The organism is Fructilactobacillus sp. X2R1C1, assembly GCF_059901435.1.
The window spans coordinates 246472-271914 of sequence record NZ_JBWXUV010000002.1 but is presented as its reverse complement, the minus strand read 5'-3'; the positions used below and the strand labels follow the sequence as shown (position 1 = coordinate 271914).

Below are 25443 nucleotides of genomic sequence, written 5' to 3'. Positions count from 1 at the left end.
GAACCCGTTATGGGTTCTTATTTTTTTACATTTAGCTAGAACAAAAATAATATGCTAGAATTGTACTAATAATGTATCGGGAGATGTTTTCGTGGTTAGCATAATTGATGGCAGAAAGGTTGCAAAAGACCTGAACTTAAAAACAAAAAAGCGAGTTTTTAAACTAAAACAAGCTGGAATTAATCCAGGATTAGCGGTAGTAATCGTTGGAAATGACCGGGCAAGTCAAAGATATGTTCGAAGCAAAGAAAAAAAGGCAACAGAGTTAGGCATCTATTCCGTTAAGAAAGCTTTACCTGAATCAACCACGCAAGACGAATTGATCCAAATTGTGAGAAGTTTGAATGAGAACCCTGAAATCAATGGAATCTTAGTTCAATCGCCACTTCCTGATCATATTAACGAAGACAATGTGATTGAGGCAATTGATCCTACAAAAGATGTGGATGGTTTTCATCCCGTTAATGTCGGCAAGTTATTTCTTAATCTTAAGGAGAATTACCCGGTTGCATGTACTCCGAAGGGCATTATGACTTTACTATCGGAGTACCATATTGACTTAGATGGTAAAAACGTTGTGATTGTTGGCCGTAGTTCAATTGTTGGAAAGCCAATGTTAGCTTTGATGCTTAACGCCGATGCAACTGTGATTGACGTTCATAGTCACACTGATGATGTTTCAAAGTACACGAAGCAAGCTGATGTAGTTATTTCAGCGGTCGGCAAGTATGCCATATTAAATGATGATGATTTTAAACCAGGTGCCGTTGTTATTGATGTTGGTCAAAATATGGATGAGAATGGTAAATTGGCTGGCGACGTCGAATACAAATCAAAAAGTGACAATATCGAATATATCACTCCGGTGCCGGGTGGCGTAGGACCAATGACAATCGCAACCTTGATGCAACAAACGGTTGATATGTGTGAATGGAGCAAAAAGAGTGGCAAGTAAATATTTAACTGTATCAGCTTTGACGCAGTATATCAAAAAGAAATTTGACGTTGACCCATACCTAGGACGAGTTTACCTTACCGGTGAAATCTCCAACTTTCGCTTGCGACCAACTCATCAATATTTTAGTTTAAAGGATGACAACTCAAAAATTAACGTTACGATGTTTAAATCGGCCTTCTCTAAGGTTAAATTCATGCCAGAGGAGGGAATGAAAGTCCTTGTTACTGGACATGTTTCCGTGTATGAAAAAACCGGAATGTATCAGTTTTATATTGATCACATGGAACCGGATGGAGTAGGTCAACTTTATGAAGCCTACGAACAGTTAAAAAATAAACTTGCCAAAGAGGGCTTGTTTGAGGAAATTCATAAAAAACCTCTTCCAATGTATCCTAAGAGAATTGCTGTAGTCACGTCTCAAAGTGGTGCAGTTATTAAGGACATCATCACTACCGTTAGACGGAGATTTCCGATTGCTCAAATTGTCCTGTTTCCAGCAGCTGTTCAGGGTGAGAATGCAGCGAGTGAGATCGCTCATCAAATTAACCGAGTCAACGAAATTGGCGGCTTCGATACTCTTATTATTGGTCGTGGTGGTGGTTCTATTGAAGATTTATGGCCATTTAATGAAGAAATTGTCGCAAGAGCTATTTATAATAGTAAAATTCCAGTGATTTCATCAGTTGGACATGAAACTGATACAACGATTGCTGATTTAGTTTCTGACAAACGGGCAGCAACCCCGACCGCAGCTGCGGAGTTGGCAGTTCCTGTGCTTAGTGATGTAATTCTTGATTTAAAGACTAAACAGACTAGGATTTATAATGCCATGGATAACATTTTGGCCCGTTCGAGGTCACAATACGATAAAGTAATGAATTCTTACGTTTTTAACCAGCCCGAACGTCTTTATGAATCCTATGTCCAGCAATTAGATACTTTAAATACCAAACTGGGTACTAACATGAAAGATTTACTAAATCATTACCATAATCAACTTCAAGCTTATTTAGAACAACTAAAATTAAACTCACCGGTTCATAGCATCAATGCAAACCAAAAACAGGTTAATTATTATCTTGAATCGATGAAAAAGTCCGTTCAAGTGATTTTGAAAACAAAACGGAATCAGTTAAATTCAAACGTCAGTGCACTCGACCATCTCAGCCCACTACGTTTAATGAGTTCTGGATATGGGATGGTTACAAACGATCATGAGAAATTAGTTAAGTCGGCTAAGGATTTAAAAAAGGATGAACACATTCGTATTCAGTTCAGTGATGGAAGTGCTAGTGCAACCGTTGATCATGTTGGACTTAAAGGAGACAGTAAATAATGGCAGATAAAAAACCAACTTTTGAAGAAAATATGGATAAATTAGAAGAAATTGTTAATCAACTTGAACAGGGGGACGTACCTTTAGAAAAAGCCCTTTCAGAATTTAAAGATGGAGTTGAGTTAAGTAACGAAATGCAAAAGACACTTTCAAATGCACAAAAAACGCTTACTAAAATGATGGATGACAGTGATAATGAAATCCCATTTGATCGTGATCAACAAGGTGGAGACAGTGATGACACCCAATAAACAAACTCTTTCAGAATTTAAAGCTGAATATATTCCGAAAATCGATCAAACTTTAGAAACAAACATTGATAAGTCGAGCTCGATAAAATTAATTGTAGATGCCATGAAATATTCTTTGATGGCTGGTGGAAAACGATTACGACCATTATTGACGTTAGCCACCCTAAAAACTTTGAATTACGAAGTTGACGAGTCCACCATTAAAACCAGTTCTGCGGTTGAGTTAGTTCATACCTATTCTTTAATTCATGATGATCTACCAGCCATGGACAATGATGATTATCGTCGTGGTCAACTCTCCAATCACAAAAAATTTGGCGCTGATATTGCAACTTTAGCTGGAGACGGATTGTTGACGTTAGCGTTTAACTGGCTTTCAAGAGCTGATTTGTCAGCTGTAAAAAAAGTTCAATTGATTCAGTTATTGTCCCATGCTGCTGGTCCAGACGGAATGGTAGCTGGTCAAACTGTAGATGTTAGTTCAGATAACCAACATTTGAATCTGGATGAATTAATGCATTTACATAGAAACAAAACCGGTGAGCTGTTTCATTATTGTGTTATAGCAGGAGCGACCATTGCTGATGCTGATCAAGCAAGTCGGAAATGTTTATCTGCGTTTGCTTGGAATTTTGGGCTAGCATTTCAAATATTTGATGATATTAAAGATGCTCCTAACCTTGAAAATCGGGATGATGTTGATAAAAATACGTATGTAAATTTGTTGGGAATTAATGGAGCAATTCAAAAATTAGATGAGACTGTTAGTAAAAGTCAAGAGGCATTAAGTAAGTTGCCGGATGAATTTTCACCCGATTTGTTAGATTCATTTTTATCTTATTTTGTGGTGAAAAAGTGAGGTTATAATGGCAAAGGATAAAGAGCGGGTTGATGTCTTACTTGTCAAGCAAGGATTGTTTGACACACGCGAAAGGGCAAAAAGAGCCGTCATGGCTGGTGAAGTACTTGGAAAAAATGAACAACGCATGGATAAGCCTGGGGTGAAGATTCCAGTTGAAACCAAGCTGCATTTAAAGGGAAATGCACTTCCCTTTGTCAGTCGGGGTGGATTAAAATTAGCAAAAGCACTCAAAAGTTTTAATATTAGTGTTCGTGATAGAATCGTTTTGGACATCGGATCCTCCACCGGTGGATTTACGGATGTAATGTTACAAAATGGAGCTAAATTGAGTTACGCCTTAGATGTTGGGACAAACCAATTAGTTTGGAAGCTTAGAAACGACCCTCGTGTTGTTGTAATGGAGAATACTAATTTTCGGTACAGTAAACCAGAAGATTTTACTTGTGGAGAACCTAGTTTCGCCTCAATTGACGTTTCTTTTATTTCTCTTAAATTAATTTTAAAGCCCTTAAAATCAATTTTAGTTAAAAATGGGGAAGTAGTGGCATTAATAAAACCCCAGTTTGAGGCTGGTCGTGGAAACGTTGGTAAGCATGGCATTGTAAGGGACAAAAACGTGCATAAACAGGTGATTACTAACGTCATTCAGTTTGCGACTGAGGCTGGTTTTTCTGTTTTAGGACTTGATTTTTCTCCCATCAAGGGTGGTGAAGGGAATATCGAATTCTTGATTCATCTAAAGTCATCTGATGACCCTGAAGTAGGAAACGATGTTGCAGTTGAAGATGTCATGGATCGGGCTTATAAAAGTTTAAATAATTAAGAAGGTGAGAAGTTGTTACAGGAAATTTCAATCAAAGACTTTGCGATTATTGATCAATTGGAAGTTAATTTTTACTCAGGGATGACAGTTCTGTCAGGAGAAACTGGTGCAGGAAAGTCGATTATTATTGATGCCGTTGGTCTACTTGCTGGTGGTAGGGGATCGTCTCACTTTATTAGAAAAGGTGCGAACAAATCAATTTTACAGGGAATGTTTGCCATTCCTAAAGATGGTCTTACTGCTCATGTGTTGGATAAATTTGGGATCGAACATGATGATGATACGGTAATTTTACAGCGTGAATTATATCGTAATGGCCGCAACGTATGTCGCATCAATGGCATATTGGTGAATACAAATACGCTAAAAAAAGTTGGCGAAACTTTGGTTGATATTTATGGACAAAATGAACATCAAGCGCTGATGCAACCTGATAAGCACATTGGGTTACTTGATGAATTTGCTGGCGACAGCCTCAAACCTACGCTTAAGCTTTATCAGGAACAATATGAAAAATACCTTAAATTAAAGAAAGAATTAAATAATAAAAATAAAAATGAAAAAGAATGGGCTCAACGCATTGATATGCTTAAGTACCAGGTAAATGAAATTGAAACGGCTGATTTAACGGATGGCGAAGAAGAAGATCTGATAGCCGAAAGGGATCGTTTAAATAATTTTCAAGCCATTAGCGATAGTCTAGGAAGAAGTTTTAATGATATTAATGGTGATGAAAGTATTAGTCCGATTGATATGATCGGGGATGCCATGAATGCTCTTGAAGATTTAGAACGGTTAGATGATGAGTTTAAGTCAATTTCTGAGAATGTTAAAAATGCTTATTATACGCTGCAAGATGCTTCTGGAGAGATTAGTAATCAGATGGATAATTTGGAGTTTGACCCTGACAGATTGAACGAAGTTGAGCAACGCTTAAATACTATTTTTGAGTTAAAACGAAAATACGGTGATTCGATTAAACAGATTTTAAAGTATTACGATAAAATCTCTGGTGAATTAACTGATATGGAGACGGATGAAAAGAGTGGCAATAATTTAGAAGAACGCTTCAATGCTTCCGTCAAAGAATTAAATAAACTTGGGAAAAAGTTAAGTGATATTAGACATCAGCAAGCCGAAAAGTTAACTGCTGAAATTCATCAACAATTAGCTGATTTGTACATGGATAAAACGCAGTTCGAAGTTCGTTTTTCCAATTTACCTAAAGATACTTTTAATCGAAATGGAATTGAAGAAGTTGAGTTTTACATCCGAACGAATCCGGGTGAGGACATGGCACCGTTATCCAAAATTGCCTCAGGTGGTGAACTTTCTCGAATTATGTTAGCTCTTAAAACGATCTTTTCCCGCGTCCAAGGAGTAACTTCAATCGTGTTTGACGAGGTAGATACGGGTGTTTCGGGAAGAGTGGCTCAAGCAATTGCAGATAAAATTAGTGCAATTGGTAAGAAATCCCAGGTTTTGTGTATCACCCATCTGCCACAGGTTGCCGCCATGGCTGATAATCATGATTTCATCTCGAAGCATGTTGATTCTAATAATCGAACGGAAACTTCGGTTCAACCCTTATCAGGTGAGCAACGAGTTAAGGAACTTGCTAGAATGTTAGCAGGAACCACAGTTACTAAGTTAACCATGGAACACGCTTCTGAACTTTTAAACTTGGCCAATCAACAAAAAAGACAAAAAATTAAATAGCATTCATTTTATCTCTTATTGATTAATTGATTTATAAATTGCATAATATATATAAAGAAGTTACGAAAAAGGAGCGGTTTAAGTGAGTGAAAGAGGAATGTTAATTGTTCTTTCTGGTCCAAGTGGAGTGGGGAAGGGAACGGTTAGAAAAGCCCTTTTTAATGAGCCTGATGTCGATTTCAAGTATTCAATCTCGATGACTACCAGAAAACCCCGTGAGGGAGAAGTTAACGGGGTTGATTATTACTTTGTTTCAAAGGATCAATTTGAACAGAATATTAAAAATGGTAAGATGCTGGAGTATGCTAAGTATGTTGACAATTATTATGGCACCCCGTTACAATACGTAAACGAGACATTAGATTCAGGAAGAGATGTTTTTCTGGAAATTGAAGTTAATGGTGCCATGCAGGTGCGTGCCAACTGCCCCGATGGAGTTTTTATTTTCCTAACTCCACCTGACATTGATTCACTTAGGGATCGTTTGGTTGGCCGTGGGACTGATGATATTGAAGTTATCAACAAACGAATTGAAAAAGCTTCTAAGGAAATCCGAATGATGCAAAACTATGATTATGCAGTTGTGAATGATAAGGTTTCAAATGCGGTAGACCGAATTAAAACAATTGTTAAAAGTGAACGTTTAAAGGTAAACCGTGTTATGCCAAATTATCTTAATAAATTAGGAGATGAAGTTTAATGTTTATTTATCCACCACTTGAAGATTTATTGCAACACGTTGATTCAAGATATTCGCTCGTTATGTTAGCAAGCAAAAGAGCTGAAGAACTTGATCAGGGTGCGAAGCCATTGCTTCCCCATTATAAGTCAGTAAAATCAGTTGGAATGGCGTTGGAAGAAATTGCTGCCGGCGTGTTAACCATCGCTCCAAAAAGTAAGTAAGAAAGGACTTTTGTGATGAATCTCATCACAGGGTCTTTTTTTATTAAATGAATAATAAGGGATGTGTAGTATAATTAATAAGAAATACTTTGGAGGGTATAATTTTGTTAAACGGGAAGCAAATTGTCTTATTTGTATCTGGTAGCGTTGCTGCTTATAAGGCAGTTTATTTATTGAGACTTTTAAAAAAGAATGGTGCTAGTGTCAAAGTTGTAATGACACCGTTTGCCAAACGATTTGTCTCGAAATTAACTTTTCAAGTTTTATCGAAGAATGATGTCTATGATGATCAAAGTTATTTTGATGACTCAACAACGATTAATCATATTGGGCTAGCTAAATGGGCCGATTTGGCAATTGTTGCCCCTGCTACCGCTGATTTTATTTCTAAAACAGCAAATGGGATTGCGGATGATTTTGCAAGTACGACTATGTTAGCCATGGAGTGCCCCAAGTATTTTGCGCCAGCAATGAATGATGTCATGCTAAAAAATCCAGCTACCCAAAGAAATCTTCAAAGATTAAAAGATGATGGTATCGAATTTATTGAGCCACAAGTTGGTCCACTAGCCGAAGGATATTCAGCTCTAGGTCGACTTGCTGAACCAGAAGAAATTTATCAGTTTGTGGTTAGTCAATTAAGTGATCATGATGACCAACCTCTTTCTGGGGTTAATATACTAGTAACTGCTGGTGGTACTAGAGAACCAATTGATCCGGTTAGGTACTTATCAAATAATTCATCAGGAAAGATGGGATATGCAATTGCTGAGGTTGCTAAAGAAATGGGGGCTAAAGTGACACTTGTAAGTGCCAACAGTCAGTGCCAGATTCCAGATGGTGTGAAAGTTATCAAAGTTAGTTCTGCTGATCAACTGGAGCACCAGGTACAACGCTTATTTTCAGATAATCAGGTTTTGATTATGGCTGCTGCAGTTAGTGATTTTAAACCTACTCATGCGGAAAAACAAAAAATCAAGAAGGATCAAGACCATGATTCTTTAGATCTCCATCTAATTAAGAACGATGATATTGTTGCAAAAGTGGCACAACAGAAGAACCCTAATCAGGTGGTGGTCGGTTTTGCGGCCGAGACCAATGATCCTCTTAAAAATGCTAAGCAAAAGTTGATGAAAAAGAAATTAGACCTAGTGGTATTAAATGATGTTTCCAATTCATTAATTGGTTTTAATAGTGATGATAATCAGGTTTCAATCATCTCAAAGGATGGTTTGGTCAAAAAGACAGAAGTTGAGTCTAAATTAAAAGTTGCTAGTGAAGTGTTAAATGTCGTTGTTGACCTTTTATAGCTAATCTGTAATATGCAAGAATGGAAAGAAGGGGTAATTTGAAAATTGCAAAAGTGATTGTTGATGTTCCGACCATGCAAACAAATGTACCCTATTCATACTTAATTCCTACTGGATTAGAAGATCAACTGAAACGAGGCATGAGGGTCATTGTTCCATTTGGGAATGGAAACAGAAAAGTTGAAGGTTTTGTCGTTGATATTACAGATGAGAAACCGGACCAGCTTAAGCAACTCAAAAAGATTGATAGTACCATGGATTTGAGCCCAGTGTTGAACGACGAAATGATTGAACTTTCTAAGTGGTTGGCTGATACAACTTATTCTTTTCGAATTAGTTGTCTTTTGACCATGCTTCCTAATGCGATGAAGGCAAGATATACAACCTATGTAAAAGCAACTGGAAATCTTGCCGATCAAGAGCTTAATGATAAGTTTAAGGACCAGAGTATGGTTCCGTTTGACAAGGAGCATTTTAATAGTACTGAGATGGGGAAACTTGCTAAGTTACGTAAGAACAATAAAATCCAAGTGATTTACAAAGTTCAAAATGAAGCCAAAAAGAAAACGGAAACGGCCATTTTAAATCAATTAAGTGATTTTGGTCAGGCAAAAAAACAACTTCGTAAGAATGCCACTTCTCAATTAAACTTACTTTCTGTCTTAGAGAACCATACTGATCAACCAATTATTCAGACCCACCTCGTTAATGATCTTAAAATATCCAATTCAGCGATTAGCAGTTTTGAAAAGAAGAATTGGATAAAAAAAGTTCAGGTTGAGAAGTATCGTGATCCGTACAAACATGACATTACAATTGATCAACCAAAAAAGTTAACCGTTGATCAAGCACATGCTGTTCGTGAAATTGATCGTTCCATTGAAGCCCATCGAAATGAAACCTATCTACTTGAAGGAGTAACTGGATCAGGTAAGACTGAGGTTTATCTTCAATCCATCCAAAAGGCTCTGGATTTAGGTGAGACGGCGTTGATGTTAGTTCCAGAGATTTCTTTAACCCCCCAGATGGTTAATCGAGTTAAAAATCGGTTTGGTAATCAAGTTGCTGTAATTCATAGTGGTTTGTCAACTGGGGAAAAGTATGATGAGTGGCGTAGAATTAATAATGGAAAGGCAAAGGTAGTAGTAGGGGCAAGATCAGCAGTTTTTGCTCCTCTTTCTGATATTGGGATTATTATTCTTGATGAGGAACACGATACAAGTTACAAGCAGGATGATAATCCGCGTTATCACACGCGGGATGTTGCCATTTGGCGTGGCAATTATCATCATTGCCCAGTCGTACTTGGGAGTGCAACACCTTCGCTTGAGTCAAGGGCTCGTGCCGGAAAGGGAGTTTATAAATTTTTACGCCTTCCCGATCGCATTAATCAAAGGCGTTTACCAGAAGTTTCAGTTGTTGACATGACCAGAGAGGAAGAGACTCATGATGGAATCTTTTCGCACCAATTACTTAGTGCGATTAAGCAAAGAATTGAAAAGCACGAACAAGTAGTGTTAATGCTTAATCGTCGGGGATTCTCGTCTTTTCTGATGTGTCGAGATTGTGGCTATGTTTTAAAGTGTCCCAACTGTGATATTTCTTTGACGCTTCACATGGATTCTCATACGATGAAGTGTCACTACTGCGGATTTGAGGAACCAATTCCTAAGTATTGTCCCAACTGTCACAGTAAAAATATTCGTTACTTTGGTACTGGAACTGAAAGGGTAGAGCGACAATTACATGAACTCATTTCAAAAGCGCGAGTAATCAGAATGGATGTCGATACAACCCGGAAAAAGGGTTCTCATGAGAAGTTACTTCGTGAATTTGGTGAACATCATGCTGATGTTTTACTAGGAACGCAGATGATTGCTAAGGGACTGGATTTTCCGAATGTAACTTTGGTGGGGGTATTAAATGCTGATACTGGATTGGATTTACCTGATTTTCGTTCTAGTGAACGAACGTTTGATTTATTAACTCAAGTTTCCGGACGAGCTGGACGAGCTGATAAGGATGGAGAAGTCATTATTCAGACCTATAATCCAGATAATTATGTGATTCAATTGGCTAAAGACCAGGATTATGAAGCATTTTATCAAAAAGAAATGCAATTAAGACATTTAGCTGATTATTCTCCATACTTCTTTACCATTAAAGTTTCAATTAGTTCACTAAATGAGAGGCAGGCGGCTAATGAATCTTATGAGGTTGCTAATTATCTTAAAAAGTCGCTTGATCAAACTACCATTATTTTGGGGCCAACCCCTAGGCCGATTGCTCGAATGAAAAAACGTTATTATTTCCAAATCATTATTAAGTACAAACGTGACTTAAAACTCAATGAAAGCTTAAAGCATATTTTACAAATATCACAAAAAGAAGTTAGAAAGGGTTTACGGATCGGGATTGATCCAGAACCAGTCAGTTTTATGTAGGTGAATTATTATGAAATCAATTGTATTTATGGGAACGCCTGAATTTAGTGTTCCAATCCTAAAAGCTTTAGATCAGAACTACAAAGTGTTGGCAGTGGTAACCCAGCCAGATCGACCGGTGGGGCGAAAACATCAAATTGAAGAATCACCGGTTAAGAAAGCTAGTCAAGATTTGGGGTTACCGGTACTACAACCGCAAAAATTAGGTGGAAGTCCCGAAATGGAAGAAATCATTCAAATGAAGCCAGATTTTATTATTACTGCTGCATTTGGCCAATTTTTGCCGACTAAATTGCTTGAAGCAGCGCAAATTGCGGATATCAATGTTCATGGATCTTTACTGCCGAAATATCGTGGTGGGGCTCCGGTTCAATATGCCATTATGAACGGAGATAAAGAAACCGGAATTTCGATTATGTACATGGTCAAAAAGATGGATGCTGGTGACGTTTTAGCTCAACAACCTGTTAAGATTGAAAACACCGACGATACTGATAGTATGTTTAAAAAGTTGAGTTTAGTGGGACGTGACCTTCTCTTAAAGACTTTAAAAGAAGTTATTAATGGAACTGCACATCCCCAAAAACAGGATGAAGAACAAGTTGTGTTTTCGCCAAACATTAAGCGAGAACAAGAAGAGTTAGATTTTTCTCAACCTGCTAGTTTGGTTGATGCAAAAGTCAGAGCGTTAAGACCCGATCCGACCGCATTTGCAATGGTGAATGGGAAACCAAATAAGATTTGGGAAACAACGGTTATTGATGAGCAGACTGATTTGGATCCTGGTAAGGTGGTTAGTAAAGATAAACACCATTTAAAAATTGCTGCTGGGAACGGAACGGTTTTGGGAATTGAAGAAATTCAACCGTCTGGGAAGCCAAAAAAGTCAATTACCGAATATTTGAACGGCAACCAGAAATTAGAAATTGGAGATCAATTTATTGACAGAAAATAACTCAAGTAATCCACGATACTTAGCCGTAAAAACACTAGAGCGTGTTCATGGCGGTGCATATTCTAATCTTCAAATCAACAATGTGATCGATTCTAGCACGATGAGTCCCAAAGATATTTCCCTGTATACTAATATCGTTTATGGTGTGATTCAGCACCGGTTGACGTTAGCTTATTATGTTGACCACTTAGTAAAAAGATCTGACAAACTTGATGGTTGGGTGAAAGAATTACTGTATACAGCAATTTATCAAATGCAGTATTTAGACAAAATACCAGATCGTGCGATTTTTGATGAATCAATTAAGATTGCCAAAAAGCGTGGGCATGATGGTATTAGACGACTTGTTACCGGAGTCCTTCACCACATCCAACGAAATGGATTGCCGCCAATTGATAAAATTAAAGACACTGCCACTTATGACTCAATCTTTTATAGTGTTCCGCTGTGGATTGTAAAGCAACTTAATGAGCAACTTGGTATGGATAAGACGGTTGATATACTTAAGAGTATTAATCAGCCAGCTAAGCAATCAGTCCGGGTAAACCATCGTAAGATTTCTGATGATGATTTAAAGAAGAAATTTGTCCAAGAGGGATATGAGGTTAAGAGTAGTGAAGTAGCTGATCATGCGCTTATCTTATCTGGTAAAAGTGCTAGTGGTAGTCCTCTGTTTAAAGAGGGTTTGTTTACGATTCAGGACGAAAGTGCCATGTTGCCAGTTCAATCCATGGACATTAGAAATGATGACTATGTACTAGATGCTTGTGCGGCTCCTGGTGGTAAAACCACGCAAATTGCTGAATATTTGACTACTGGTAAGGTTGAAGCTTTAGATCTGCACCTCAAAAAATTAACCAAAATTGAGCAAAATGCAGCCCGAATGGGTGTGAAAGATAATATTGAAGTTCATGCCATTGACGCTCGTAATGTTTCTGAATTATTTGGTGAAAGTACTTTTGATAAAATCCTGGTTGATGCTCCCTGTTCGGGACTTGGATTGATGAGGCGTAAACCAGAGATTAGATACGATAAGACACTTGATGACGTTTTACATCTTGTAAAGATTCAAACTGAAATTTTGAATGCTGTGGCACCAACACTCAAAGTGGGCGGACAGTTGGTATTTAGTACATGTACCATCATGAATCAAGAAAATAGTGAGAATGTCAGCAGGTTTTTAGATCAGCACCAAAACTTTAAACCGGTTTGGGTCAAGACAAGAAAAGACCTAAAGCCAAATCGTGATACAGATGCTTTAAAAATTTATCCAGACGACTATGATTCTGATGGCTTCTTTATCGCGGGCTTTCAGAGGATTCAATAGGAGATTAATGTGAGAAAAGGTAAGATTTATCAATCCTTGAGTGGGTTCTATGACGTTGAGTCCGATGAAAAAATGTACCGGACGAGAGCACGAGGGAACTTTAGAAAAAGAAATATTAAACCCATCGTTGGCGACCTGGTTGAGTTTGATGAAACTAATGTGAACGAGGGCTACATTTTAAGGGTTTTACCACGGGTTAATCAATTAGTTAGACCACCAGTTGCTAATACTGATCAGGCAATTGTAGTTAATTCAGCCATTGAACCTGCTTTTTCTTTCTCACTATTAGATAAGCAACTTGTGGCCCTCGAAAAGCAGAAGATTATCCCGATTATTTATCTTAGTAAGACTGACTTGTTAACGTCAAAAGCGCAGGTTGATTTTTTTAAAACGGTTGCGGCTGATTATAGGAAAATTGGTTATGAAGTTGTGTTGCCTGATAAAAAAGATGATGTAAATGCAGTGAGCGATGTTTCGAAGTTACTTCCTCACAAACAATCAATCGTAATGGGTCAGACCGGGTCCGGCAAATCAACACTGCTTAACGAAATTGACCCTAAGTTAAAGCTTAAAACTGGAGTCGTATCTAAGTCTTTAAGTCGAGGGAAGCATACCACTAGGAAGGTGTCTTTACTAACGGTAAATGGCGGCTTGATTGCTGACACACCAGGCTTCTCTTCTTTTGATACTTTGGAAATTAAGTCAAATGAATTAAAAAATTATTTTCCGGAATTTGTACGTGCTTCACCCAACTGTAAGTTTCGTGAATGTCTGCATGTTAATGAACCTGGTTGTGCCGTGAAAGCTGGGGTTGAAAGTGGTACAATTCTATCGAGCAGGTATGATGATTATCTGCAAGAATATCATTTATTAAAAGCACAAAAGCCAATTTATAATAAGAAAAGAGGAAATTAAACATGATTAAAGTTGCTCCTTCAATTTTAAGTGCGGATTACGTAAACCTACAAAAAGACATTGAAAAGGTCGATAAGGGTGGTGCGGAATTACTACATATCGATGTTATGGATGGGATGTTTGTTCCAGCGATTGCCTATGGTCCAGGCTGGGTCAAAGAGATTCGCCCCATTACTGGATTAACACTTGACTGTCATTTAATGATTGAGAATCCTGAAAGATATATTGATACTTTTGCTGATGCTAACGCAGATATTATTGGGGTTCATGTTGAATCAACTCCCCATATTCATCGTGCTCTTCAAATGATTAAAGATAAAAACGTTAAAGCTGAAGTGGTAATTAATCCGGGAACCCCAGTGGAGATGATTAAGCCAGTCTTGTACATGGTTGATCAAGTTCTTGTGATGACTGTTAATCCCGGATTTGGTGGTCAAAAGTTTATTCCTGAAACGATTAGTAAGGTTAGAGAATTAAATAAATTACGTGAAGAAAATGATTCATATTCCTATGACATTGAAATTGATGGTGGTGTTAACAATAAGACGGTGGTTGACGCCTATAAAGCTGGCGCAAACGTCGCTGTAGCTGGTTCATATGTTTTTGATGCAAAAGATCCTGCTGCTCGTATTCAGGCTCTTAAGAACGCTACTAATTTTTAGTTATGAATAAGGTAAATGTCGTTGTTGGGGGACCAATTGAGTTATGGCCATCTAACTTAAAGACTAAAAAAATAAAGGGTCCCTTCATTGGGGTTGATCGAGGAAGTTTACGACTAATCAAATTGGGCATTATTCCTGAATACGCTGTTGGTGACTTCGATTCGGTTTCAGATTCGGAATTTAAAATAATATTACAAAAGGCCAAGCATGTTATTCGGGTTGATCCGGTAAAGGATGAGACTGATACTGAATTGGGTATCAGGACCGCTGGCAAGTATTTTCCTAAGAATGAGATCGATATTTATGGCTTTTCAGGCGGGCGTCTTGATCACTTGCTGACCAATTTTTTGATGGTCTTAAAGCCAAATATTAAACCCTATCTTTCAAAGCTGAGACTCATTGATAGTCAAAATGTAATCCGATACTTTCTAAGTGGGTCGTATCATATTAAGAAAATCACTGGAATGAAATATTTAGACTTTTGTCCGCTGTTACCAATGCATTTAACGCTCAGTGATGAAAGATATCAATTAAATCATCATTGGGTGGGGTATCCAACTTCTTATTCAAGTAATGAATTTATTGGAGATAGTGCTTCGTTTGTTTTTGATGAAGGAGTATTGATGGTGATTCAAAGTCGAGACTAAAAACAGTACAACCATTCAATGGTTGTACTGTTTTTAATTAATTAATTAAAATAATAATGATTATACTCTGGTAATCTTACCAGATTTTAAAGTTCTGGCACTAACCCAAACACGTTTGGGCTTACCATCAACTAAGATGCGTACCTTTTGTAGGTTTGGCTTCCAACTTCTTCTTGATGAGTTTAAAGCGTGAGAACGACGATTGCCGAAATGAGTTCTCTTACCATTAATTTGATCCTTAGCCATAATATCCCTCCTTACTTTGGAATTCTTTTATATTCAATAGTTCACCTAAATAACTTACCATAATACCGTCATAAATGCAAAGTTTCTTTCAAGTAAATGTCCTTGACACCATGATTCATATTTTTGTTTTATAATGGGGTGTGGTAACATTAGATATCGTTATGAGCTCGAAAGGATAAGGGGGATGCAAACGATGGCTGTAAAGTTAAACACTCAATATGGATCAATTGATATTGATAATGATGTAATTGCTACAGTAGTCGGCGGTGCCGCAACTGATAATTATGGAGTTGTTGGCATGGCTAGCAAAAACCAATTTAAAGATAATATGAATGAAATTCTTCGAAAGGATAGTTACTCAAAAGGAGTAGTTGTCAGAGAAGTTAACAAGAAAGTTCAAGTTGACGTCAACGTCATTGTGAGTTATGGAACCAAGATCTCTGAAGTTTCTCGTAATGTTCAGTCAAAAGTTAAATATAATTTGGAATCAATGTTAGGGATTAATGCGGATTCAGTAAACGTAATTGTTCAGGGTGTTAAGGTTATTAACGACTAGTGGTTTGAGTATAAGGAGGATTTGATAATAGTGTCATTAACTAAGATTACTACTAAAGAGTTCGACCAAATGGTTCAAGCCGCCGCGGTCGTTCTTAATAATAATACGGATTTTATTAATTCGTTAAATGTTTTCCCAGTTCCAGACGGAGACACTGGAACGAACATGAGTTTGTCATTATCAAGTGGGGAAAGTTACGTCGATAAATCAAATGATGATACGATTGGCGGTAAAGCTTCTGCACTTGCTAAGGGTCTATTAATGGGAGCGCGAGGTAACTCTGGTGTCATTATGTCTCAGATTTTCCGTGGTTTTGCAAAAAACGTTGAAGGTAAAAAGGATCTTGATGCTCAAGAATTTGCAGATGCTATTATCGCTGGAGCTAAGACTGCTTATAGTTCGGTCATGAAGCCCACTGAAGGTACCATCTTGACGGTAGTTAGACTAGCTGCTAAAGCTGGTGAAAATACTGCTTCAGATACTGATGATGTTATAAGGGTAATGGACTCAATTCTTGATGCTTCTGAGAAAGCTCTTAAAAAAACTCCAGATCTTCTCCCAGTATTAAAGCAAGTGGGAGTGGTGGATTCTGGTGGACAGGGATTGGTATTTGTTTTTCAAGCTTTTGATGATGTTTTAAATGGTCGAAAGATTGAAGATAAAGGCGAACATCAACCTAATTCTGAAGAAATGAACGAAATGATTGATGTTGAGCATCATAAGAGTGCTCAAGGTAAATTAAACCCAGCAGACATTGTTTATGGGTATTGTACCCAAATTATGGTGCGAATTGGGAAGGGAAAGCAGGTTACCCAGAAATTCGACTACGATACTTTTTATAACTATCTGGCGAAATTAGGGGACTCACTTTTGGTTATTAATGATGATGAAGTGGTTCGCGTTCACGTTCACACGGAGCATCCTGGCAAGGTCTTATCGTGGGGACAACAATTTGGTGACTTAGCAACCGTTAAAGTTGATAACATGCGACTGCAACAAGAGTCAATCATGGAAAGCGATGAAAAAGCTCAAAAGACCGATGATTTAAAGGAAGAAAAAGAGCATAAAAAGCCGCGTGACTTAGCAATTATTGCGGTGGTTGCGGGAGCAGGTTTAGAGAAGCTCTTTAAGAGCTTAGGAGTAACTAACATCATTAGTGGCGGACAAACGATGAACCCTAGTACGCAAGATATTGTTGACGCTGTTAATAACAGTAATGCTAAAAAGGCGATCGTTCTCCCTAACAATAAGAATATTTTCCTATCGGCAGAGCAAGCCCAGGGAATCACAGACATTCCGATGGAAGTTGTCCACACCAAGACAATCCCACAAGGATTAACCGCGATGTTCTCATTTGATCCTGATAATACTTTTAAAGAAAACCAGACCCAGATGGACGACTCTTTAGATACCGTTAAAAGTGGCCAAGTGACGACTGCTGTTCGTGATACAAAGATTAATGGAATGGACATTAAAAAGGGTAGTTACATGGGAATTATTGATGGAGACATTCAGGTCCTTGGTTCTTCTTTAGATGATGCAGCTATTAAGATGCTGAAAAAAATGTTAGATGATGATAGCGAAAACGTTACGATTATTTTTGGAAAAGACGCTGATCAAGATGATGCTGATAAAGTTTCGAATGCTGCCTTATCAGTGGACGATGAATTAGAAGTTGAGACTCATGAGGGGGATCAACCAGTTTATCCGTTGATTATTTCCGTTGAATAGGTAATATTATATAGATAGATACTTAATAAGACTGCTAGTCCTTGTGGATTAACAGTCTTTTTAGGAGGTGAATTTGATGAGTGGGTTAGATGACCATGTGGAAACGCTTAGAGGAGTCGGTCCCAAAAAAGTTGAAGCTCTAAATGATTTGGGGATTGTGACCATTTATGATTTACTGACATACTTTCCATTTCGTTATGAAGATTTTCGAACTAAAGATCTTTCTGAAATTTCTGATCAGCAGGTGGTCACTCTGAAGGGTAAGGTTGCTATCAATCCAACGGTTAATTTTTTTGGAAGACGTAGAAGTCGTTTAACTATTAAGTTACTAGTTGGTAATGATGTGATTCCGGTGTCCTTTTTTAATCAGCCGTGGCTAAAGAAACAGGTTGAAGCCGGGGATGAAATTTTGATTTACGGAAAGTTTGATGCAAATAAAAAATCGATGTCCGGAATTAAAATTTTGAAAGCTGGTGATGGCGAAAAATTTGGTTCGATTTATCCCGCTAGCCATAAGATTACCCAGAATACCATTCGCCAATTGGTAACCGAAGCCTATGATCAGTACCAAGGTCAAATTGAAGATTTCATCCCCAATTGGGTTTTAAAAAAGTATAAATTAGAAAATTTAAAAAGTGTCATTTCTAACATGCACTTTCCAAAAAATCAAAGAGCAGCAGCACTCGCACGTAGAACCGCAAAGTTTGATGAATTTTTCTTGTTTCAAATGCGAATGCAAACTTTAAAACATCAGAAAAATCAGGCCCCTAATTCTGCGATAACCATTAATCGTGCTAAATTACAGACGTTTGTGAGTTCTCTTCCGTACGAATTGACCCTGGCACAAAAAAAGGTTATTTCAGAAATTTTATCTGATCTAAAGCGTCCATATCAGATGAATCGGCTTTTACAGGGAGATGTTGGGAGCGGAAAAACGGTTGTAGCGGCTATCGCAATTTATGCTGCGGTTCTTTCTGGGAAACAAGCCGTAATAATGGCTCCCACTGAAATTTTAGCCGAACAACATGCTGACGGACTTGCTGAGCTTTTTAAGGATACTAGTGTTAACATTGGACTACTGACTGGTGATACTTCTAGAGCGGCTCGAAATGAACTTTTACCCCGTATTGAAAGTGGCGAGATTAACTTGGTGGTGGGTACTCATGCATTGTTTCAAAAAGAGGTTAAATACCATAATTTAGGATTAGCTGTCATTGATGAACAGCATCGGTTTGGAGTTAACCAAAGAAAGGCCATGCGAGAAAAGGGTAAATCGACGAACGTGTTATCAATGACCGCTACGCCTATTCCACGAACTCTATCGATCACAGCGTATGGTGAGATGGATGTCTCGGTAATTAATGAGTTACCAGGTGATAGAAAACCAATTAAAACGGCTTGGATTAAGAATCAACAGATTGATGCAATGCTTAATTTTGTCAAAAAGCGCTTAAATCATGGAGAACAAGTTTACGTGGTAGTCCCCCTTATCGGTGAATCTGAAGCAGTGGATATGAGAAACGTGACTGATACATACCAAAACTTTCAGCAAGAACTTGGTGATAAATACACGGTTGGCTTACTCCATGGTCAAATGAGTGATGAAGACAAAAATAAAGTAATGGATGCTTTTAAGACTAATAAGGTACAAGTTCTAGTTTCTACTACAGTAATTGAAGTCGGAGTTGACGTTTCCAACGCAAGTACCATTGTGATTTATGATGCTGACCATTTTGGGTTGGCTCAACTACATCAACTTCGGGGTCGTGTGGGGCGAGGGGACCAGCAAGCTTATTGTATTTTAATTGCTGATCCTAAAAATGAAACTGGTAGAAAACGAATGAATGTGATGTGTTCATCAACTGATGGTTTCTTTATTTCACAAAAAGATTTAGAATTAAGAGGTCCTGGGGACATTCTTGGTAAAAATCAGTCTGGAATGCCAACTTTTAAAGTTGGAGATCCAGTTGCTGACATTAATATTTTGAGCACAGCGCAGACCGTTGCAAAAGAAATTGTTGATGATGTTAACTGGGAACATGAACCGCAGAATCGAAAGTTAGTAAAAAGACTTAAATCTTTAAATCAAGATGTTAAGTTTGATTAAGGAGCTTTGCCTATAATGATAAAAATTGCTGTTGATGCAATGGGTGGCGATAATGCACCTGATGAAATTGTCAGAGGGATTGAGCTTGCTCGTGATGAAATGGATCACGTGGAGTTTCAACTCTTTGGTGATTCTGATAAAATCAATTCGTTGTTAAATAACAAAGAAAATATCAAAGTGATTCAATCAGATGAAGTTATTAAAATGGAAGATGAACCCGTTAAAGCAGTAAAAGAAAAAAAGGGATCAAGTCTGGTAATGGCTGCTCGAGCTGTTAAAGATGGAACAGCTGATGCATTTTATTCCTGTGGAAATACTGGGGCCATTCTAGTTGCTGGTTTATTGATAATCGGTAGAATCAAAGGAATTGATCGTCCGGGACTGGTTACTACTTTACCAGTAATTGATAACGATACTGGTTTCACGTTAATTGATTGTGGAGCAAATGCTGATGCTAAGGTTGTTAACGTTTATCAGTATGCACTACTAGGTAAGTATTATGCTGAAAGAGTCTTAAAGATTAAAAATCCACGGGTTGGGTTGATTAATAATGGCACCGAGTCTGACAAAGGAAATAAGATCCATCAAAAAATGTATCATGCTTTAAGAAAAAATGATGACATTAATTTTATTGGTAACATCGAATCACGAGGGTTGCTGGATGGAGTTACCGATGTAGCGGTAACCGATGGCTTTACCGGTAATGCGGTTTTAAAGAGTATTGAAGGAACTGCATTGTCAATGATTAATATGTTAAAAGACGGCATTATAAATGGTGGAGTGAAGTCCAAAGTGGGTGCTTTATTACTCAAGGATACTTTAAGAAAGATTGCCCACAAGATGGATTACACTAAGTACGGGGGTGCCGTCCTACTTGGATTGAAGGCCCCAGTGGTGAAGAGCCACGGTAGCAGTAAGGCTAAGACAATTAGAAATACGATACTTCAAATTCAGCAAATTATTAATTCTAATTTTGTTGATTCAGTGAAAGAATATTTTTCTAATCATACTGATGAAATGGATAGTATTAAAAATGGTGAACAGTAGGAGGGATCACTGATGGATAGAGAAACAGTATTTAAAAAAGTAGCAGAAATCACCTCAAGTCGTTTTAAGGTTCCGGTTGATAAGGTAACGAATGACTTAAACTTTACTAATGATTTAGGCGCTGATTTTATTGATATGGCGGGATTTATCGTTGAATTAGAGGATGAATTTGGCGATGTTTTCACCAGTGAAAATACTGAGAATATCAGTGATGTCGGCGATCTAGTGAATGTAATTATGCGAGATATTGATCCAAAAACGAAAAAACACATTGCAAAGAAATAAATGATTCGTTGTTATGACGGGTCATTTTTTATTATGCAATTATCGTAATTTAGGCATTAATGATATAATTAAAAGAAAAAATGTTACCTTTGGAGGAAATAGAATTGCAAAAGCAGTTTGATGACTTGTTAAAAGACAAGTTTAATATTAAGTTTAACGATGAAGCACTTTTAGATGAAGCAATGACCCAAGCATCATACGTGAACGAGCATCCCGGTCAAGGATTAAAATTTTATGAACGTCTGGAGTTTTTAGGGGATGCTGTCTATCAATTAGTGGTTTCAGACTACATCTTTAGACGTTTTCCAGAATTACCACAAGGTCGACTGACTAGATTAAGGGCTGCTATGGTTAATGAGCATAGCTTTAGTCGTTTTGCCCGTGAATGTCATTTTGACAAGTATATCCGACTCGGCAAAGGTGAAGAAAAGGCGAATGCCAGACAACGTGACTCACTTTTATGTGATATTTTTGAATCATTTATTGGAGCGGTGTATCTCGATCAAGGAATAGAAACGGTGAGGAATTTTTGTCAGATTGTGATTTTTCCTAAGCTTGATGAGGGTTGGTTTGACGAATTCTTTGATCATAAAACTGAATTACAGGAAGTTGTTCAAGAAAATGGCCCAGTCGATTTAGACTATGAACTAGTTAGTGAAGATGGTCCTGATAATGACCGTAAATTTAAAGTTGCGGTAAAAATTAACGGCAAAGAAATGGGAGTCGGGTTAGGACATTCCAAGAAAGATGCAGAACAGAAAGCGGCAAAGAAAGCACTCAATGAACTGGGAGTAAGCACAAGTATTAAGTAAATGAGGCATTAAGGTGAAGTTAAAATCAATTGAGATTGCAGGATTTAAATCTTTTGCAGATAAAACCACAATTGACTTTCAGGATGGGCTTACTGGAATTGTTGGTCCAAATGGTAGCGGAAAAAGTAATGTCATCGAGGCAATTCGTTGGGTTTTAGGTGAGCAGTCGGCCAAAACTTTACGTGGTAAAAAAATGTTAGACGTCATTTTCTCTGGGTCCAAGGGGCGCAGAGCTCTTAGTCGTGCAGAAGTTAGCATTTATTTTGATAATTCTGATCATTTTTTGGATTCTGATTATACCGAAATTAAAATCACACGTAAAGTTTATCGAAATGGTGATAGTTCTTATTCAATCAATGATAAAGATTGTCGTTTGAAGGATATTAATAATCTTTTTATGGATACTGGATTAGGTGAAGGTTCCCTTTCAATTATTTCGCAAGGGAATGTTGATGAAATTCTCAATGATGATGCTGAAAAAAGGCGATCAATTATTGAGACAGCTGCTGGAGTTTATCGATATAAAAAACAAAAGGTGGAAACTGAACAAAAGTTAGCTGATACTCAAGGAAATTTGGATCGAATCTCAGATATTATTAACGAGTTGGACAAACAAATTGGGCCTCTAAAGGAGCAAAGTGATGCTGCGTCCCTCTATTTAGATAAGAAAAAGTATCTTGATCAATTGAAGTATTCTAAATTAGTGATTAAGATTAAAAATCATGAAAACGTGAAAATGAATCTGGAAAAGGAGCTCAAAAAGCAAAATACTACTTTTACTAATCTAAAAATACAAATTAAGGAAGTTAAAGAACGCAAACAAGGGTTAACGAATAAGATTAAAAGTTTGGGTCAAAAGCGTGAACAACTTCAAAATCAACTTTTAAGTGACACTAAATCACTCGAATCAGCTCATAGTGATCAGCAGTTATCTCAGCAACGACGTGAATTTAATCAACAAAAGATTAACGACTTAGAAAGTAAAGTAAGTGATTTAAAAGAGCAACTGGGAAACGTTAAAAACAATATTACTGATAATCAAAGCCAAATTAGTAAAAAGCAGGCTCTCATTTCCAACTATTCTCATAAGATGAAGCAGCTTGAAACGGCTCCTATTCAACAAAATTTATTGGAAAAGCAAACAGAACTTGAAAATATAAGAAATGATTACATAGATTTGATGCAGTCATTAGCCAGTGCCAAGAATAATTTAAAGTTAATGCAAAAATTATCCAAGCGTAGTGATAGTGAGGTAAAAGAGAAGTACCAGCGGATTAATGCGATTGAAGATCAAAGCAACCTTTTAAAGCAAGAAATCACTTCAGAAGAGACCGAATTATCGAAACTTCAAAACAACCAGAAACAAATGGTGGATGAATTAAAGCAAGTTGATAAGAAGTTGTCAGATTCAAGGGACAAAGAAAAAGAATTAAAGGCAAGCTGGTATGCTGCATTACGTGTTTTTCAGGAGACTAAAACGGAACGAGATAGTATTAAGTCAATCTTGGAAAATCATAATTCGCTTTATCGCGGGACGCGAAACTTATTAAAAAGCAAAGCGAATTTAACTGGTATTAAAGGAACAGTAAGTGATTTTATTGAAGTTCCTGATCGTTATGTTATAGCCATTGAAACAGCACTGGGAAGTCAGATTCAGCAGGTTATCACCGAGAACGTTAAAGACGCTAGAGAAGCAATTCACTATTTAAGCGAGAAGAAACTGGGAAGGGTTACGTTCTTGCCTATGAATGCCGTTAATGAACGTTATTTATCCTCTAATGTGTTAAATGAGGTAAAATCGATTTCTGGCTTTGTTGGAATTGCTTCGAGCTTGGTCAAAATGCCATCGAATATGACACGGATTAAGAATCACCTGCTGGGTGGTACGATGATTGCAGTTGATTTAAAAAGTGCTACAAAGATCAGTAAGACAATTGGTCATAAGGCTAAAGTGGTAACTTTAGATGGGGATGTCGTTAATGCTGGAGGTGCAATCACCGGTGGATCGAATCGCAACCAGTCCACTGGCTTACTAAGTCAAAAAGAAAAATTGGTCCACTTAAATCAGCAAGTTGAAGAAATGAGCCAGAAGATGAATGCTGGTGAGGAGACTATCAAAAAATTCCAAGATCAGCACACAATAAAGCAGAATAAGCACGATGAACTTCGTCAAAAATTAAATGAATTAAAAGGAGAGATTCAAGCTAAACAAAAAAGCATTAGTATGAATCAAAGTAGTTTAAAGGAGTCTCAAAGAAATGCTGATGCAATTCGATTACAATTAAAAAACACAACTAGTGATGATGGTGTAAATGAGATTGATCTTTCTCATAAGATTAATGATTTAAAAATGCAAATTAAGCAAAATCAGTCTAAGAATACCTCAATCAAAAGGCAGATTGAAAAGATTACTCGGAATGTTAACGAAAATAATATCAAATCATCTGAAATCAAAGAAAAGTTGATTCGCTTAAAGGAACAAAATAGTCAACTCAAGTCCAGTAGGGAAAGTCTTTTAAAACAAAGGTTGAATTTTGAAACTCAATTAAAAAGCTTAGCCAATAGTATAAACGGACTTAAGCAATCAATTAATCAAGAAGTGGTGGCAGTAAAAACTAATATTCCCGAACTAGAACAACAAATCCAAAGTACTAAGCGGGATGTTAACGATCTTAATTCAAAAATTGATAAGTTTAACCAAGATGATCAAAAATATGATCAGCAAGTTTCCGATCTTCAGGATCGTTTAATTTCTCAAACAGGAATAGTTCAAAAGCTAGAATCAAATTTAAAAACAGCTATAGATAACCTTGATTCTGAGCGTTATCAACGAGATAACATGATTAAAGGAACTAGCTCAATGAAGAAGGTGGAACTTGAATTACCCGAAATCGATTCATTGATTAAATCACTCCAATCTGAAATTGACGAGTTGGGTCCGATTAATGTTAATTCGATTGATGCCTATGCAGAAGTAAAGGATCGTTACGAATTTATGAATCATCAACTTGATGATTTAATTGAATCTAAGAGTCAACTGATTGGGATAATGAATGAAATGGATCAAACGGTAAAAGTTAAATTTAGCGAAACTTATGATAAAATTGCAACTGCGTTTAGTCATATTTTTCGCAATATTTTTGGTGGTGGGGAAGCCAAACTAAAAATGGATGACCCGCATCATTTACTTACAACCGGGATCGATATCTTGGTAAAACCACCCGGAAAGAAATACCGTAATCTCAATTTACTTTCTGGTGGTGAGAAAGCTCTAACGGCTTTGGCACTGCTTTTTTCAGTTCTTGAGGTAAAACCAGTTCCGTTTGTAATATTGGATGAAGCTGAATCTGCTCTTGACCCTGCCAATGTGGATCGTTTTGCGCGGTATATGCAGAGTTTAAAGAATAATACACAATTTATTGTAATCACCCACAGAAAGGAAACGATGATCTATGCGGATCATCTTTATGGAGTTACAATGCAAGATTCGGGTGTATCTAAGGTTGTTTCGGTCAACTTAGATGAATCTAAAAAACTAGGAGAATAA

General features: G+C 37.3%; 23 protein-coding genes. 22 read left to right on the top strand and 1 reads right to left on the bottom strand.

All coding sequences use genetic code 11. The annotated features are described in order from the left end of the window. The first annotated feature begins 91 nt into the window (after positions 1-91). The 15 genes from AC6UDG_RS04290 (at position 92) to AC6UDG_RS04220 (ending at position 15112) form a co-directional block, all read left to right on the top strand. Positions 92-955 carry a bifunctional 5,10-methylenetetrahydrofolate dehydrogenase/5,10-methenyltetrahydrofolate cyclohydrolase gene (locus AC6UDG_RS04290; protein WP_500706563.1) on the top strand — a complete coding sequence of 288 codons (864 nt, stop codon included), beginning with the start codon at positions 92-94 and terminating at the stop codon, positions 953-955. Continuing rightward, positions 945-2294 (top strand): exodeoxyribonuclease VII large subunit, encoded by a 1350-nt coding sequence (xseA, locus tag AC6UDG_RS04285; protein ID WP_500706561.1) that lies wholly within the window; start codon positions 945-947, stop codon positions 2292-2294. The genes AC6UDG_RS04290 and xseA overlap by 11 nt, the downstream gene beginning before the upstream one ends. Continuing rightward, positions 2294-2545 (top strand): exodeoxyribonuclease VII small subunit, encoded by a 252-nt coding sequence (locus AC6UDG_RS04280; RefSeq protein ID WP_500693697.1) that lies wholly within the window; start codon positions 2294-2296, stop codon positions 2543-2545. Before xseA ends, AC6UDG_RS04280 begins: the two co-directional genes overlap by 1 nt. Continuing rightward, a complete protein-coding gene (locus tag AC6UDG_RS04275; RefSeq protein ID WP_500706559.1) occupies positions 2532-3404 on the top strand; it encodes a polyprenyl synthetase family protein in 873 nt (290 codons plus the stop codon). Before AC6UDG_RS04280 ends, AC6UDG_RS04275 begins: the two co-directional genes overlap by 14 nt. Before the next feature lie 7 nt (positions 3405-3411). Continuing rightward, positions 3412-4230 (top strand): TlyA family RNA methyltransferase, encoded by an 819-nt coding sequence (locus tag AC6UDG_RS04270; protein WP_500706556.1) that lies wholly within the window; start codon positions 3412-3414, stop codon positions 4228-4230. 12 nt (positions 4231-4242) lie between these two features. Beyond that, on the top strand, positions 4243-5949 hold the full coding sequence (recN, locus tag AC6UDG_RS04265) for a DNA repair protein RecN (protein WP_500706554.1): 1707 nt from the start codon (positions 4243-4245) through the stop codon (positions 5947-5949). A gap of 82 nt (positions 5950-6031) precedes the next feature. Then, positions 6032-6649 (top strand): guanylate kinase, encoded by a 618-nt coding sequence (gmk, locus tag AC6UDG_RS04260; protein ID WP_500693701.1) that lies wholly within the window; start codon positions 6032-6034, stop codon positions 6647-6649. Further along, a complete protein-coding gene (gene rpoZ / locus AC6UDG_RS04255; protein WP_500695688.1) occupies positions 6649-6852 on the top strand; it encodes a DNA-directed RNA polymerase subunit omega in 204 nt (67 codons plus the stop codon). Before gmk ends, rpoZ begins: the two co-directional genes overlap by 1 nt. A gap of 104 nt (positions 6853-6956) precedes the next feature. Then, on the top strand, positions 6957-8162 hold the full coding sequence (coaBC, locus tag AC6UDG_RS04250) for a bifunctional phosphopantothenoylcysteine decarboxylase/phosphopantothenate--cysteine ligase CoaBC (protein ID WP_500706553.1): 1206 nt from the start codon (positions 6957-6959) through the stop codon (positions 8160-8162). 20 nt (positions 8163-8182) lie between these two features. Further along, a complete protein-coding gene (gene priA / locus AC6UDG_RS04245; RefSeq protein ID WP_500706551.1) occupies positions 8183-10606 on the top strand; it encodes a primosomal protein N' in 2424 nt (807 codons plus the stop codon). Between the two features lie 10 nt (positions 10607-10616). Next, positions 10617-11561 carry a methionyl-tRNA formyltransferase gene (fmt, locus tag AC6UDG_RS04240; protein WP_500706550.1) on the top strand — a complete coding sequence of 315 codons (945 nt, stop codon included), beginning with the start codon at positions 10617-10619 and terminating at the stop codon, positions 11559-11561. Then, complete coding sequence (gene rsmB, locus AC6UDG_RS04235; protein ID WP_500706548.1) at positions 11548-12888, top strand: 16S rRNA (cytosine(967)-C(5))-methyltransferase RsmB; 1341 nt, start codon at positions 11548-11550, stop codon at positions 12886-12888. Before fmt ends, rsmB begins: the two co-directional genes overlap by 14 nt. A 9-nt stretch (positions 12889-12897) precedes the next feature. After that, positions 12898-13803, top strand: a complete 906-nt coding sequence (rsgA, locus tag AC6UDG_RS04230; protein ID WP_500706546.1) for a ribosome small subunit-dependent GTPase A — start codon at positions 12898-12900, stop codon at positions 13801-13803. 2 nt (positions 13804-13805) lie between these two features. Continuing rightward, the gene (gene rpe / locus AC6UDG_RS04225) at positions 13806-14465 is read left to right on the top strand and encodes a ribulose-phosphate 3-epimerase (RefSeq protein WP_500695683.1); all 660 of its coding nucleotides are present in this window, start codon (positions 13806-13808) and stop codon (positions 14463-14465) included. A 2-nt stretch (positions 14466-14467) separates the two neighbouring features. Beyond that, positions 14468-15112, top strand: a complete 645-nt coding sequence (locus AC6UDG_RS04220; protein WP_500706544.1) for a thiamine diphosphokinase — start codon at positions 14468-14470, stop codon at positions 15110-15112. Positions 15113-15172: 60 nt separating this feature from the next. Here AC6UDG_RS04220 and rpmB read toward each other — a convergent pair whose 3' ends face one another. Continuing rightward, positions 15173-15358 carry a 50S ribosomal protein L28 gene (rpmB, locus tag AC6UDG_RS04215; RefSeq protein WP_500693710.1) on the bottom strand — a complete coding sequence of 62 codons (186 nt, stop codon included), beginning with the start codon at positions 15356-15358 and terminating at the stop codon, positions 15173-15175. 193 nt (positions 15359-15551) lie between these two features. Between rpmB and AC6UDG_RS04210 the strand changes: the two genes are divergently transcribed. The 7 genes from AC6UDG_RS04210 to smc all read left to right on the top strand — a co-directional run bounded on the left by AC6UDG_RS04210 (position 15552) and on the right by smc (position 25443). Continuing rightward, the gene (locus AC6UDG_RS04210) at positions 15552-15914 is read left to right on the top strand and encodes an Asp23/Gls24 family envelope stress response protein (protein ID WP_010021513.1); all 363 of its coding nucleotides are present in this window, start codon (positions 15552-15554) and stop codon (positions 15912-15914) included. A gap of 30 nt (positions 15915-15944) precedes the next feature. Further along, positions 15945-17645 (top strand): DAK2 domain-containing protein, encoded by a 1701-nt coding sequence (locus AC6UDG_RS04205; RefSeq protein WP_500701052.1) that lies wholly within the window; start codon positions 15945-15947, stop codon positions 17643-17645. Positions 17646-17721: 76 nt separating this feature from the next. After that, complete coding sequence (gene recG, locus AC6UDG_RS04200; protein ID WP_500706542.1) at positions 17722-19752, top strand: ATP-dependent DNA helicase RecG; 2031 nt, start codon at positions 17722-17724, stop codon at positions 19750-19752. A gap of 15 nt (positions 19753-19767) precedes the next feature. Beyond that, entirely contained in the window at positions 19768-20799 is a 1032-nt protein-coding gene (plsX, locus tag AC6UDG_RS04195; protein ID WP_500706540.1) for a phosphate acyltransferase PlsX, read from the top strand. 12 nt (positions 20800-20811) lie between these two features. Continuing rightward, the gene (locus AC6UDG_RS04190) at positions 20812-21084 is read left to right on the top strand and encodes an acyl carrier protein (RefSeq protein ID WP_500693715.1); all 273 of its coding nucleotides are present in this window, start codon (positions 20812-20814) and stop codon (positions 21082-21084) included. 80 nt (positions 21085-21164) lie between these two features. Next, on the top strand, positions 21165-21896 hold the full coding sequence (gene rnc / locus AC6UDG_RS04185) for a ribonuclease III (RefSeq protein ID WP_500693716.1): 732 nt from the start codon (positions 21165-21167) through the stop codon (positions 21894-21896). A 13-nt stretch (positions 21897-21909) separates the two neighbouring features. Then, positions 21910-25443, top strand: coding sequence for a chromosome segregation protein SMC (gene smc / locus AC6UDG_RS04180; RefSeq protein WP_500706538.1), 3534 nt, complete (start codon positions 21910-21912; stop codon positions 25441-25443).